Annotated in this window: 12 protein-coding genes; 9 read left to right on the top strand and 3 right to left on the bottom strand. The window is 53.1% G+C overall.

The window, feature by feature from the left end; all coding sequences use genetic code 11:
• The first annotated feature begins 145 nt into the window (after positions 1-145).
• The 3 genes from GFH31_RS11485 to GFH31_RS11475 all read left to right on the top strand — a co-directional run bounded on the left by GFH31_RS11485 (position 146) and on the right by GFH31_RS11475 (position 2,486).
• Positions 146-1,447, top strand: a complete 1,302-nt coding sequence (locus tag GFH31_RS11485; protein WP_055205455.1) for a class II aldolase/adducin family protein — start codon at positions 146-148, stop codon at positions 1,445-1,447.
• Between the two features lie 8 nt (positions 1,448-1,455).
• A complete protein-coding gene (locus tag GFH31_RS11480) occupies positions 1,456-2,151 on the top strand; it encodes a biotin/lipoate A/B protein ligase family protein (protein WP_153497960.1) in 696 nt (231 codons plus the stop codon).
• A gap of 134 nt (positions 2,152-2,285) precedes the next feature.
• Positions 2,286-2,486 carry a cold-shock protein gene (locus GFH31_RS11475; protein WP_081032628.1) on the top strand — a complete coding sequence of 67 codons (201 nt, stop codon included), beginning with the start codon at positions 2,286-2,288 and terminating at the stop codon, positions 2,484-2,486.
• Between the two features lie 95 nt (positions 2,487-2,581).
• Here GFH31_RS11475 and GFH31_RS11470 read toward each other — a convergent pair whose 3' ends face one another.
• Entirely contained in the window at positions 2,582-3,154 is a 573-nt protein-coding gene (locus tag GFH31_RS11470) for a hypothetical protein (protein ID WP_055205452.1), read from the bottom strand.
• Between the two features lie 328 nt (positions 3,155-3,482).
• Here GFH31_RS11470 and GFH31_RS11465 point away from each other — a divergent pair, with 328 nt between their 5' ends.
• The 4 genes from GFH31_RS11465 (at position 3,483) to GFH31_RS11450 (ending at position 8,030) form a co-directional block, all read left to right on the top strand.
• The gene (locus GFH31_RS11465; RefSeq protein WP_055205451.1) at positions 3,483-3,860 is read left to right on the top strand and encodes an MmcQ/YjbR family DNA-binding protein; all 378 of its coding nucleotides are present in this window, start codon (positions 3,483-3,485) and stop codon (positions 3,858-3,860) included.
• Positions 3,857-6,253 (top strand): alpha-L-rhamnosidase C-terminal domain-containing protein, encoded by a 2,397-nt coding sequence (locus GFH31_RS11460; protein WP_153497959.1) that lies wholly within the window; start codon positions 3,857-3,859, stop codon positions 6,251-6,253. Before GFH31_RS11465 ends, GFH31_RS11460 begins: the two co-directional genes overlap by 4 nt.
• Before the next feature lie 8 nt (positions 6,254-6,261).
• Positions 6,262-7,029, top strand: a complete 768-nt coding sequence (locus tag GFH31_RS11455; protein ID WP_101571108.1) for an SGNH/GDSL hydrolase family protein — start codon at positions 6,262-6,264, stop codon at positions 7,027-7,029.
• A 134-nt stretch (positions 7,030-7,163) separates the two neighbouring features.
• Positions 7,164-8,030 (top strand): EamA family transporter, encoded by an 867-nt coding sequence (locus GFH31_RS11450; RefSeq protein ID WP_055205448.1) that lies wholly within the window; start codon positions 7,164-7,166, stop codon positions 8,028-8,030.
• Between the two features lie 72 nt (positions 8,031-8,102).
• Here the strand turns inward: GFH31_RS11450 and glyA are convergent, their stop codons facing one another.
• Complete coding sequence (glyA, locus tag GFH31_RS11445) at positions 8,103-9,383, bottom strand: serine hydroxymethyltransferase (RefSeq protein ID WP_101571110.1); 1,281 nt, start codon at positions 9,381-9,383, stop codon at positions 8,103-8,105.
• 241 nt (positions 9,384-9,624) lie between these two features.
• Between glyA and fabG the strand changes: the two genes are divergently transcribed.
• Complete coding sequence (gene fabG / locus GFH31_RS11440; RefSeq protein WP_055205446.1) at positions 9,625-10,371, top strand: 3-oxoacyl-[acyl-carrier-protein] reductase; 747 nt, start codon at positions 9,625-9,627, stop codon at positions 10,369-10,371.
• 144 nt (positions 10,372-10,515) lie between these two features.
• Here the strand turns inward: fabG and GFH31_RS11435 are convergent, their stop codons facing one another.
• Positions 10,516-10,869 carry a DUF805 domain-containing protein gene (locus GFH31_RS11435; protein ID WP_153497958.1) on the bottom strand — a complete coding sequence of 118 codons (354 nt, stop codon included), beginning with the start codon at positions 10,867-10,869 and terminating at the stop codon, positions 10,516-10,518.
• A 554-nt stretch (positions 10,870-11,423) separates the two neighbouring features.
• Between GFH31_RS11435 and GFH31_RS11430 the strand changes: the two genes are divergently transcribed.
• Positions 11,424-12,662, top strand: coding sequence for a 6-bladed beta-propeller (locus GFH31_RS11430; RefSeq protein WP_101571112.1), 1,239 nt, complete (start codon positions 11,424-11,426; stop codon positions 12,660-12,662).
• The last annotated feature ends 161 nt before the right edge of the window (positions 12,663-12,823 follow it).

Here is a 12,823-nt window from a genome sequence, read left to right as displayed (position 1 = left end):
CGGGAAACGTTAGCGTCAAACTGTAAAACAAAGCCCGGCGGCGGACGGAAGTTTTCCGCCGGGCTTACAAAAAAGGCAACACGATTAGGTTAGTTAGATAAACAACAGGTTTAGCATTCGAGCTAAAAAAACAATTAGTTAGGTTATGAAACAGTTAGACACTAAGTTGATGCACCCCGCCGACCAGATTACGGTCGTGATCGGTCGCATTTACCGGAGCGGAATGACGACCACCTCGGGCGGTAACATTTCGATCAAGGACGAAAACGGTGACATCTGGATCACGCCGGGAGCAGTGGACAAGGGTTCGCTGACCCCGAAAGACATCGTCTGCGTAAAAGCGGACGGTACGGTGATCGGACCGCACAAACCGTCCTCGGAATTCCCGTTCCACAAGGCGATTTACGAAATGCGTCCGAAGATGACCGCCGTGATCCACGCGCATCCGCCCGCACTCGTATCGTTCAGTATCACGCACCAGATTCCGAACACCAACATCATTCCCCAGGCAAAACGCGTCTGCGGAACGATCGGGTTCGCTCCTTACGACGTCCCGGGAAGTCAGGGACTGGGCAAGAAAATCGCTACCGAATTCAAAAATCACCCCGACTATAAGGCCGTGATCATGGAGAACCACGGCGTGGTGCTCTGCGGCGAAGACCTGATGGACGCTTATCAGCGTTTCGAGACGCTCGAATTCTGCGCCCGCACGGTCATCAACGCGAAGACGCTCGGCGAGCCGACTTACCTGACCGACGAGCAGATCGACCAGCACGAACGTTCGCTGCCGACCGATTTCCCACACTTCATGGGGGTCACCTATCCGTCCGACGAACGCGCGATCCGCAGCCTGATCGTCAAGATGGTGCGCCGCGCTTGCGACCAGGGATTGATGATCAGCACCTACGGTACCGTATCGGTACGCTGGAGAGGCAACGACTTCCTGATCACCCCTCCGGGCGTTCCGCGCTGGGACATCGAACCGAGCAACATCGTACAGGTGAAAAACGGCATGGTGGAAGCAGGCAAGATCCCGAGCCGCTCGGTAGCGTTGCACCAGGAGATCTACCAGAACCATCCGGAGATCAACTCGATCATCATCACGCAGCCTCCTCACCTGATGGGTTTCTGCACTTCGGGCGTGAAGTTCAACGTACGGACGATCCCGGAAAGCTGGATCTTCCTGAAGGATACCCCGATCATTCCGTTCGGCGTTCAGTACGAGGACAGCAAGAAGATCTCGGAAGCGCTGAAGAGCGTACCGGCAGTACTGCTGGCCAACGACTCGGTGCTGATCACCGGCGACGGTCTGCTGCAAACGTTCGACCGGCTGGAAGTAGCCGAATTCAGCGCGAAATCGCTGATTATGGCCGCTCCGATCGGCGAACTGAAACCGATCACGGACAAGGAAGTGGAAGACTTGCGCGTGGCATTCCACGTAAAATAACACGCGGTATGCTGCTGCTTAGGAGCATATCCGACTCTCCGGCATTCAATTGCGCCCTGGAAGAGTATCTTTTGACAGAACGTCCCGCAGGGGACGTTCTGTTATTCTATATCAACCGGCCGTCGGTCATCGTCGGGCGCAACCAGCGCATCGAGGCGGAAGTAGACACCGGATATTGCTGCGAACACGGCATCGAGGTCGTCCGAAGGCTGTCCGGAGGCGGAACCGTCTTCCACGACTACGGGAACATCAACTACGCCTTTATTGCGGACAAAGGCTCCGTCCCGGTGCTCGACCGGGACTTCGGCGTTCCGATCGTCGCCGCGCTGCGGGCGAACGGAATCGAAGCCACGGTAGGCGCGCGTAAAGAACTGCTGGCGGCCGGATACAAAATATCGGGCACCGCTTCGCACGTGACGCGCACCAGCCAACTCTTCCACGGCACGCTGCTGCACCGTACCGACCTGGAACGGCTGGACTACACGCTGCGCGGGGATCGCTCGTTGCGAGGCAAAAGCGTAGCTTCGGTACCGAGTCCGGTGACCAACATCGCCTCGATCACCGGTACGGAAGAGACGACCGAAACGTTCCTTTCGAGATTAACAGACTTCCTGTCAGCCTACTACGACTGTGATCCGATCCGTCCGGTTCCGTCGCAAATCGTCGAAAAAGTCCGTAGGATCGCACAAGAGAAATACGGATAACGCACTCTGGGAGCGGTCATTCGGGGTTCCGGAAAAATAAAACGCAAAAAAATAAAAATAAAACGCGCATGCTATTGTTTTTCCGAACTTTTTGTTTTCCTTTGTGTTGATTTATTTCTTTAATTACATTTTTTATGAAAGGTACAGTAAAGTGGTTTGATTCGGCCAAAGGTTATGGCTTTATCACAACCGAAACAGGTAGCGACATCTTTGTTCACTACACCGGTATTAACAAAGAAGGTTTCCGCGGCCTGGAAGAAGGACAGCACGTCGAATTCGAAGTCAACGAAGGCAAGAAAGGCGAACAAGCTGTAAACGTTTCTGTAATAGGATAAGATTTTGTATTCATCAAAATACTGATTTTTTCTATTAAATCCACAAAAAAAGGACTGCTCACAGAGCAGTCCTTTTTTTACTTTTCGCCAAACGGCTATTTCTTTGCCGGAGCGGCCGGTTTCACGGCCGTCGAATCGGCGGCCGGAGCCGCCACCGAAGCGGCGCACTGTTGCATCGCGTCGGCCAGCTCGGTCGGTACGCCCGGCTGCACGAACAGAGCGACGGTAAACTGCTGCGGCGTCACGTACAGTTCTTTCACCTTTCCGGCCAGGCAAGTATAAAAGGCCTGGATCTGTTCGTCGGTCGCGCCTGCGGGCAGGATACCGGCCTGTTGCAACTCGGCCGCCGGAAACAGCAACGGCAGATTCTCGAAATTATCGCCGATCGAGAAACCGACGCAGGAGACCATCGCAGCGTTGAGCGTATCCTCCTTAGCCGTAAGCTGATCGTACTTGTTGTAATCGGGATAAGTGCCTTCGATCGTCGTCAGCACGCACTGTTCGAGGTTGCCGTAATTGGCGGCTTCCATGTGTCGGATCGCCGAACGATCGCGGTAATCGCGGAGGGTTTTGCGTACTTCTTCGCGTTCCTTGTCGGTCCACTTGCGGGACTGCGAACAGGACACGACGAATGCGACAACTGCCAGAAGAGTGATAATTTTTTTCATCGTTTTTTGAATTAGGTTATTAAATTTGTTCAACATCGAATCGTCTGATTACCGGACTGAACCGGATACACCGGCAGTATGCTGCAAAAATCGCACAGACAAATCGCCGTTGCCCGATCCGGTCGTCTCCCCCGTCGCGCCCATACCGCCGAACCCGGAAAACGAAACCGACCAGAATCGGAACAAATCGGAATAAAAGCCGTTGCAAAACCCTTTTTTATTGGTATATTTGCTTTCGGCAAGGTAACACGACCGGGTTCCTGCCCCGCGATCCGAACCCCACTATTCGACGGCAAAAAGAGCCGTCCTAACCAAAGACACGACCGAAATGGACATTTTCGAACTGCGAGAGTTTTGTCTCTCGCTGCCTGCGACCGAAGAAACCACTCCGTTCGACGAAACGACGCTCGTCTACAAAGTAGCCGGTAAAATGTTTCTGCTGACCGATATGACCGACAGCCGGTGGATTAACGTCAAGTGCGATCCCGACCGGGCCGTGGAACTACGGGAGACTTACGAAGAAGTCTCGCCCGGATGGCACATGAACAAACGCCACTGGAACACCGTCCGCACGGACGGCGACCTGCCGGCCGGTCTGATCAGGGAATGGATCCGCGACTCCTACCTGCTGGTCGTAAAAAGCTTGCCGAAAACAATACGCGACGAAATACGAAACGCTTACGTCGAAAATAACGAAAACCGATGAAAAAATTTTACCTGCCGATTTGCTTCGTCCTGTGCACGCTTGCCGCGCCGGTTGCGGCCCAGATCCATCTGGAGGGATACCGCCAGGCCGACATTGCGCCGCAATGGCTCGACGGACGCTGGACGGCTCAATGGATTTCCGTCCCCGGAGAACCTCAAAACGCTTACGGGATTTACCATTTCCGAAAAACGTTCGACCTTCCCGAGCAACCGGAACGGTTCGTCGTGCACGTCTCGGCCGACAACCGTTACAAGCTGTACGTCAACGGCGAGCTGGCTTCGGTCGGCCCGGCCCGCGGCGACGTATTCAACTGGAACTTCGAAACGGTCGATCTGGCCCGGTGGCTGAAACCCGGCAAAAATACGCTGGCAGCCGTCGTATGGAACTTCGCGGAAATGAAACCGGTCGCCCAGGTCAGCTTCAACCAGACCGGGTTGATCGTACAGGGCAACACGGCGGCCGAAGAGGCCGTCAATACGAACGACAGTTGGCTGTGCAGCCACAACGACTCCTACAAACCGCACCAGGCGCGCGTCTACGGTTATTATGCCGCAGGACCGGGCGAGCAGGTCGACGCGGCCGCCTACCCCTGGGGCTGGGAAACGCCCGGATTCGACGACTCGGCATGGAACAAAGCGCAGGCCGGCATGACCGGCGGAGCCAAAGGAGCGCGCGACTATCCGGGACGCCTGCTGGTGCCTACGCCGATCCCGCCGATGGAAAACCGTACCGAGCGTTTCGCCGAAGTGCGGCGGAGCGACGGCGTGCGTATTCCGGAAGGATTTCCCGGCCGGGCCGCGACGGTGACCGTTCCGGCCCATACGACCGCCGAAATCCTGCTCGACAACGACTCGCTGACGACCGCCTACCTATCGCTGTTGTTTAGCGGTGGAAAAGGCTCGCAGATCACCGTCGCTTATGCCGAAGCGCTCTACCGCGATACGCAGACCTTTTTCAAAGACGACCGCAACGAAGTAAAAAACAAACAGTTCCTCGGCTACGAAGATATCGTTCGTCCGGACGGCGGTAACGGCCGGCTCTATACGACACTGTGGTGGCGTACATGGCGGTATGTCAAACTGACCGTCACGACGCAGGACGAACCGCTGGAACTGCAAGACATCTACGGGACATTCACCGCCTATCCGTTCGAAAGGGCATCGTCGTTCGCGGCGCCGGGACACGAGAAACTGTCGCGGATGCTGGATATCGGCTGGCGCACCGCCCGGCTGTGCGCCAACGAAACCTACATGGACTGTCCCTATTACGAGCAACTGCAATATTTCGGCGACACGCGGATCCAAGCGATGATCTCGCTGTATAACACGCGCGATCCGTACATGGTACGCAATGCGCTGGAGCAGGGCCGGCAGTCGATCGTGGCCGACGGAATCACGATGAGCCGCTATCCGTCGGGATTGCATCAGTTCATTTCGTCTTTCTCGCTTTACTGGATCTGCACCGGATACGACTACTGGCGTTACCGCGGCGACGAAGAGTACCTGAAAACGCTGTTGCCCGCTTTCCGCGGCGTGCTGTCGTGGTACGAAGGATTCCTGCGCGAAGATCATTCGCTGGGCTATATCCCGCACTGGTTCTTCGCCGACTGGGCGTCGAACTTCGACGGCGGGGAACCGATCCGCGAAAAAGAGGGAAATTCGGCGTTCCAGGATCTGCTGTTCGTCATGGGGCTCGATGCAATGGCCGAAATGGAACAGGCTTTCGGCATCCCGATGTACGGGGAGCGGTTCCGTAAAATGGCCGATGCGATCCGAGGAACGATCCGTCCGAAATACTGGGACGAAAACAAAGGTCTGTTCGCCGACACGTACGACCGGCGCAACTACTCGCAACACGTCAACGTACTGGCCGTCCTGCTGGGCGCCGTAAGCGGGAACGAAGCGAAAGCCGTGATGGAGCGTACGCTGTCCGACACGACCCTGACGCAAGCCACGATCTATTTCCGGTACTATCTGAACCAGGCATTGCAAAAGGCCGGGCTCGGCGACCGGCTGCTCGACAACCTGAAAGTCTGGGACGACCAGATGGCGCTGGGACTGACTACGTGGGCCGAGCAACCCGAACCGTCGCGTTCGGACTGCCATGCCTGGGGAGCCAGCCCGAACATCGAATTTTTCCGGATCGTCCTCGGCATCGACAGCGACGGCCCCGGATTCTCGAAAGTCCGAATCGCACCGTCGCTCGGCAAACTGAAAGAAGCCTCCGGATCGATCCCGCATCCTCAGGGCGACGTCGCCGTCCGCTACCACGTCGGCAAACGCGGAGAACTGTTCGCCGAAATTTCGCTGCCCGATGCGGTCGAAGGCACTTTCGTCTGGAAGGGGGAAACCCGTCCGCTGCGGGGCGGCACGCAAACGATCAACATAAAATAAATCATAACATGAAAAAAAGAGGTTTATTCGTAATCGCATCGCTCATCCTGATGCTTATTTCCGCCACTTTGCAGGCAGGCGGACTAAAAATTCTGTTCATCGGGGATTCCATTACCGACGGCAACTGGGGCAGCGGAGACGGCAAGCCCTCTTCCGAACGCACTCTATGGGATATGAACCATATATACGGACACGGATTCATGTACCTGTGCGCTTCCCATTACCTGGGAGAATATCCGCAATACGAATATGAATTTTTCAACCGGGGAATCAGCGGAAACTCGCTGTACGATTTGGAAAAACGTTGGCAGGAAGACGTATTGGACATAAACCCCGACGTGCTGTCGATACTCGTCGGCATCAACGACATCAACCGGTACCTGCACGGCGACAGAACCTCGCCGTTCGATTTCGACGCTTGGGACAAAAAATATCGCGAACTGCTCGACCGGACGCGTCAGGAAAATCCGAATCTGAAAATCGTACTGGCCTCGCCGTTCGTCGCCCCCACGGGAAACATGAGCGAAAACAAAGATTTCGGGGAGTATGACAAAATCGTGGAGCGTTGCAGCGCGATCGTAGAAAAGATAGCACGAGATTACAAGGCCGTCTACCTGCCCTACCGACAGATGTTCAACGACCTCTTGCAGCGCGATCCCACATCGCAAAACACTTACTGGATCTGGGACGGCGTTCATCCGACGGCGGCGGGACACCAACGCATGGCCGATCTGTGGATCAGGCAGGTGGACAGGGAAAGAATCCTTCGCCCTTAACGATTCGGCTCATATAAGGGGTCCGGCTCCATCGAACCGGGAAAAAACCAGAAATAAAAACATTCGGATGGAGAATTTCTAAAAAACTCCTTCTCCCCGTCCGGTAAACAGCGATCCGTACAATCTTTGCGAACATGGCGTTAACCGCAATAGCCGTTCTGCTGCGTATTTTGTCGAACCCGTTGGCGAACGTTTTCCAGAAACAGCTCACCGAGCGCTCGGAGCCGCCGCTGAAGGTCAACTTCATCACATTCCTGCTGCTGAGCGCGGTCTGCATCGTTCCTGCCACCCGGATCGAGTGGGCGGCTTTGCCGAAGGAGTTCTGGGTCTGGTGCACGGTCGCCGGCATATTCGGCGCCACCGGAAACGGCTTTCTGGTAAAAGCGTTGCAAGGGGGCGACCTATCGGTGCTGGGACCGATCAATTCCTACAAATCGGTCGTCGGAATGATCGCCGGCATCCTGCTGCTGGGCGAAATTCCCGGATTATGGGGCGTTGCAGGCATCGCGCTAATCGTCGGAGGCAGCTATTTCGTACTGGACACGCTGAACGAAAAGTTTTCTCCGGCCATCCTGCGCAGAAAAGACATCCGGTACCGGATATGGGCCATGGTGCTGACGGCCGTCGAAGCGGTATTCATCAAAAAGGTCATCCTGTACGCTTCGGCCACGACCGCTTTTATCACCTGGTGCTGGTTCGGAGCCTTGTTTTCACTGGCGCTGGCACTACTGGCCGGACGTTCGCAATCGCCGCTGCGGATCCGGCGCAAAGATTTTTCGCGCTACGTCTGGCTGGTGCTCTGCATCGGCACGATGCAGTACACGACCAATTACGTATTCGACCGCATGAACGTGGGATACGCCCTGGCGCTTTTCCAACTCTCGACAATCGTCAGTATCCTACTCGGCTACAAAATATTCCGGGAGCAGGCCATCGGGCGTAAATTGCTCGGAGCCGTAATTATGATCGTCGGATCGGTATTGATTATCTTTTCGAAATGATCCGCAGGCAAAAAACAGGGAGGCAATCCGCACCGGACGCCTCCCTTTGTCATTCGTACGTTTTCTGCCGCTCTACCAGGCGAACAACGGATATTTCGCCATCAACGTATTGACCTCTTTCCGTACGGCAACGATATTCGACTCGTTGTCGATATCCGACAACACCCGGTCGATCAGTTCTACGATCGTTTCCATCTGGTCTTCTTTCAAACCGCGGGTCGTAATGGCCGGCGTCCCGACGCGGATACCCGAAGTCTGGAACGGCGAGCGGCTGTCGAACGGCACCATATTCTTGTTGGTCGTGATATCGGCTTTTACCAGCACCTTCTCGACCTGCTTTCCGGTCAGGTCGGGGAACTTGGTACGCAGATCAATCAGCATCAGGTGATTATCCGTACCGCCCGATACGATTTTGTAACCGCGCTTTACGAATGCGGCAGCCATCGCCTTCGCATTTTTCTGCACCTGCGCCTGATACTCCTTGTAAGAGGAATCGAGCGCTTCGCCGAAAGCGACCGCTTTGGCGGCGATCACATGTTCCAACGGGCCGCCCTGGATGCCGGGGAAAACAGCCGAGTTCAACATAGCGGACATCTTCTTGATCTCCCCTTTCGGAGTCTTGACTCCCCACGGATTCTCGAAGTCCTTACCCATCAGGATCACGCCGCCGCGCGGGCCGCGCAGGGTTTTGTGGGTGGTCGAAGTAACGATATGAGCGTATTTCACCGGATTGTCGAGCAGCCCGGCGGCAATCAGGCCCGCCGTATGCGCCATGTCGACCATCAGCAGCGCGCCCACTTTGTCGGCGATCTCGCGCATCCGCTTGTAATCCCACTCGCGGCTGTACGCCGACGCGCCGCCGATAATCATTTTCGGTTTGTGTTCGAGGGCGAGACGTTCCATCGCATCGTAATCGATCGTTCCGGTCTCTTCGCTCAGCTTGTAGCCGATCGCATTGTAAAGGATACCCGACGTGTTGACCGGCGAACCGTGCGACAAATGACCGCCGTGCGCCAGATCGAGCCCCATAAAAGTATCGCCCGGCTTGAGCACCGTCAGGAAAACGGCCATGTTCGCCTGCGCTCCCGAGTGCGGCTGCACGTTAGCGTATTCGGCGCCGTACAACTCGCACAGACGGTCGATGGCCAGTTGCTCCACCTGATCCACCACTTCGCAACCGCCGTAATAACGCGCCCCCGGATACCCTTCGGCATATTTGTTAGTCAACACGGAACCCATCGCCTGCATAACCTGCTCGCTTACAAAGTTCTCGGAAGCGATCAACTCGATACCGTGCAACTGCCGCTGCTTTTCGCTCTCGATCAATCCGAATAGTTTTTCATCCCTTACCATAAGATTTATCTTTAAAGTTTAATAGCCTTGAAGAACGCTCCAAAGGTAGTAAAAAAGAGCAATAAAACCCACCGAATCATCTCCGAACCAAAATAAATTATTACCTTTGTATGGCTTTCGACGGGGAAACGGGCATAGCTAAAAGGCTCTGCTTAAAGTTGCTCCCGGCAAAAAGCGAGAACCGTCCAGGCGGGATGCCGCCGAAAACGAACCATTTTGTTAGACACTAAAAAACAGACGAATGAAATTACTTGAAGGAAAAGTCGCTATCGTGACCGGAGCCGCCCGGGGAATCGGGAAGGCAATCGCCATGCGGTTTGCCGAAGAGGGCGCGTCGGTCGTCTTTACCGACCTGAAAGTGGACGAAAATTTCCAGAACACGGAAAAAGAGTTGCAGGCGCTCGGCGTCAAGGCCAAAGGATATGCCTCCAACGCCGCAGACTTCGAAGATACGGCCGGCGTGGTGGCTCAGATCGTGAAGGATTTCGGTCGCATCGACGTACTGGTCAATAACGCCGGGATCACCCGCGACGGCCTGATGATGCGCATGAGCGAACAGCAGTGGGATATGGTTATCAACGTGAACCTGAAATCCGCATTCAACTTCATCCATGCCGTAACGCCGGTGATGATGAAGCAGAAAAGCGGCAGCATCATCAACATGGCGTCGGTGGTGGGCGTTTCGGGCAATGCCGGACAGACCAACTACTCCGCTTCGAAAGCCGGCCTGATCGGTCTAGCCAAGTCGATCGCCAAAGAGCTGGGTCCCCGCGGCATCCGCGCCAACGCGATCGCGCCGGGTTTCATCATTACCGATATGACCAATGCGCTGTCGGACGAAGTAAAGGCCGAATGGGCCAAACAGATTCCGTTGCGTCGCGGCGGTACGCCCGAAGACGTGGCCAAGGTAGCCCTGTTCCTCGCATCCGACCTGTCGTCGTACGTCAGCGGACAGGTAATCCACGTTTGCGGAGCGATGAATACCTGATCCGTCGAAATATCGTAAGTCATGCAAACCCGGTACCGGACAGCGGTTACCGGGTTTATTTTACCGGGACGGCCCGATTATGCCGCAAAAAACCGGGGCGTCCCATTCGAACGCCCCGGCCTGTTTCTTGGGTTCCTCGACCCCTTATTCGGCGTCGGGCACTTTTCCGAACCGGTTGTCCGACGGCGTGCCGGGCTGGCAGTAAAGAACGATCAACCAGATGCTCCCCACCAGCAGAATCAAACTGATCAAAATCCAGTACCACTCCTTGTCGATATCCTGCAACCGCCTTACGGAGATAGCCAGGGACGGAATCAACAACGCCAAACTGTACAAACCGCTCAGGATCGCGTTCAGTCCGACGATACCGCCGATAATCCCGACGATCACGGCGGCGATCACATTGTACAAAACGAACATCCAGAACTGCCTGCGCGACGCCCTGCCCTTAAAATCAGCATACTGCAATTTCAGCACATCCAGAAAATACTTTTTCATAAACTTGTCATTTTATCGGGTAATACATGAATAACGAGGCAAAAGTAACACATTGCGGTATCGGAAGCAATCTTTTAATCGATTAATTTTTGTCGTTTCGGGGGGCGAAAAACAATCTTAAAGCGAAAAACGAAAACGGTTCATAACCTACATACGGATAAACAACTGGATATCGCCGTTTTACACATGCCCGATCCGAAAAACGGAAAAGATTTCCAACAGCTTCCTCCGGTATCTCCCGGATTTATGAACAGAGTCGAACAACTTATAAACAGGTTATACACTTTTTACAAACCGTATATCAGATAGCCTGCCGCGCCGGACAGCACGATCATCGCAAGTACCATCGGCCGCATTCCGAACATCGCGCTTTTGATATACAGATTGCTACAGGACGAGACAAAACAGACGATCTGGCAGGCAATCAAGATCTGAAAGCAATGGACATTTGATCCACAACCACAAATTTCTCATAAAAAAAACAAAAACAAGTTAAAGCACATGTATTTATATCTATTTTTGTATAAATTCTTAATTCAAAATTCTCAAAAGTCATGAGAATACGGGTTTGCATTGGAATATTATTTAGCTTCATCGGATGGCAAAGTTGTACGCCGGGACAAAATATCAAAATAAACAGCGACCGTTCAATCGTTATCTCCCGAGGGCAATGCAATATAGTCGAAGAAGTACACAGCGCCGCATTGATCGACCAGATCAAATATGTACCTTTGGAAACACATGAAAAATGCTTGCTGAAAGACATCCAAAAAATCAAATATCAGGATAGCACATTATTTATTTACGACGGACGGGCCATATACGCCTTCAGCAACGAAGGAAGATTCATAGCCCAAATCGGGGAACGAGGAAGATCCGGAAACGAATACAATACAATATCTGCGTTTTTTCTGAATCGGTACCGCAAAAGCATCATATTGATCGACGGATATACGCGTAAAGCGTTGGAGTACGATTATTCCGGAAATTTTAAAAGCAAAACACCAATCGATCCTATCTATAATTACATGGCCGATATCGAGATGGCTGACAGCACTTCCCTGCTATGCAACTTTTTTATAACCAATCCCTCGCTCGAAGACAATACGGCATTTCAATACGGCTTGGCCGATGCAGTCGGTTATCAGGTCAAGAATCTTTTTCTGCAAAGCAATCTGTCTATGAATACCGGACTGTTGACATTCTCCAACCATCCGATCACCCGCTGTAGTCACAACTTATCATTCATTCAATCTGTTTCGAACAAGATATACCAGATCGAAGGGGAACAAATAACAGAAATGTATTCGATAGAAATGATAGATCCGTTGCCGGACGAGCGTTTTTTGCAACAAAACAATCATAAAAACTACTTCGAATTGTTGCAGACCTTATTCGATAGCGGATACAGTTCGGGAGTTACCAACCTGTTCGAAACGCCGCAATACTTGTTAGTTACTTTCGGCAAAACAAAAGATTCTCCTTCGATTCAGGATTACACACTGATCTGGGACAAACAAAAAAAGCGGGGAACTTACTATTACCGGTATTTCGATGACAACCTATTGACGCTATCAACGTGCCTCAACCTGAATAGTCCGTCTACATGCTATTCGGAAAATACCTTTATCACGGCGATCTCCCCTTTGACATTCGGAACAAACATGCATGTTATTCTGGAAAAGAGCAACGATACGACCGTACGAAGAATAGCTCAAACAATAAAAGAAGACGACAATCCCGTCATCTCTTTTTTCACGTTAAAAAAAGAGATCGTTGACAATACGGATTAAAAAGTTCCGCTTTATCAAATAATTTTGCACCAAATTATCTTTTATTCCTGCATCGAAATTTTGCGAAGAAGTTGCATTCGATCGAATGCAACTTCTTCGTTTTTTCTATCCCGGACAAATATAAAACAAGTAACATTTATGGAAGACTCAAGGCATCGGAA

The sequence above is a fragment of the Alistipes sp. dk3624 genome (assembly GCF_009557455.1).
Taxonomy (GTDB): Bacteria; Bacteroidota; Bacteroidia; order Bacteroidales; family Rikenellaceae; genus Alistipes_A; species Alistipes_A hominis.
The sequence above is the reverse complement of the archived record's forward strand: the minus strand, read 5'-3'. Positions and strand labels throughout refer to the sequence as shown.

Bases quoted from the DNA above. Each gene is read 5' to 3' on its own strand.
- GFH31_RS11430 (WP_101571112.1), top strand. From the start codon at position 11,424: ATGAGAATACGGGTTTGCATTGGAATATTATTTAGCTTCATCGGATGG.
- fabG (WP_055205446.1), top strand. From the start codon at position 9,625: ATGAAATTACTTGAAGGAAAAGTCGCTATCGTGACCGGAGCCGCCCGG.
- GFH31_RS11435 (WP_153497958.1), bottom strand. From the start codon at position 10,869: ATGAAAAAGTATTTTCTGGATGTGCTGAAATTGCAGTATGCTGATTTT.
- GFH31_RS11455 (WP_101571108.1), top strand. From the start codon at position 6,262: ATGAAAAAAAGAGGTTTATTCGTAATCGCATCGCTCATCCTGATGCTT.
- GFH31_RS11460 (WP_153497959.1), top strand. From the start codon at position 3,857: ATGAAAAAATTTTACCTGCCGATTTGCTTCGTCCTGTGCACGCTTGCC.
- GFH31_RS11475 (WP_081032628.1), top strand. From the start codon at position 2,286: ATGAAAGGTACAGTAAAGTGGTTTGATTCGGCCAAAGGTTATGGCTTT.
- glyA (WP_101571110.1), bottom strand. From the start codon at position 9,383: ATGGTAAGGGATGAAAAACTATTCGGATTGATCGAGAGCGAAAAGCAG.
- GFH31_RS11485 (WP_055205455.1), top strand. From the start codon at position 146: ATGAAACAGTTAGACACTAAGTTGATGCACCCCGCCGACCAGATTACG.
- GFH31_RS11470 (WP_055205452.1), bottom strand. From the start codon at position 3,154: ATGAAAAAAATTATCACTCTTCTGGCAGTTGTCGCATTCGTCGTGTCC.
- GFH31_RS11465 (WP_055205451.1), top strand. From the start codon at position 3,483: ATGGACATTTTCGAACTGCGAGAGTTTTGTCTCTCGCTGCCTGCGACC.
- GFH31_RS11480 (WP_153497960.1), top strand. From the start codon at position 1,456: ATGCTGCTGCTTAGGAGCATATCCGACTCTCCGGCATTCAATTGCGCC.
- GFH31_RS11450 (WP_055205448.1), top strand. From the start codon at position 7,164: ATGGCGTTAACCGCAATAGCCGTTCTGCTGCGTATTTTGTCGAACCCG.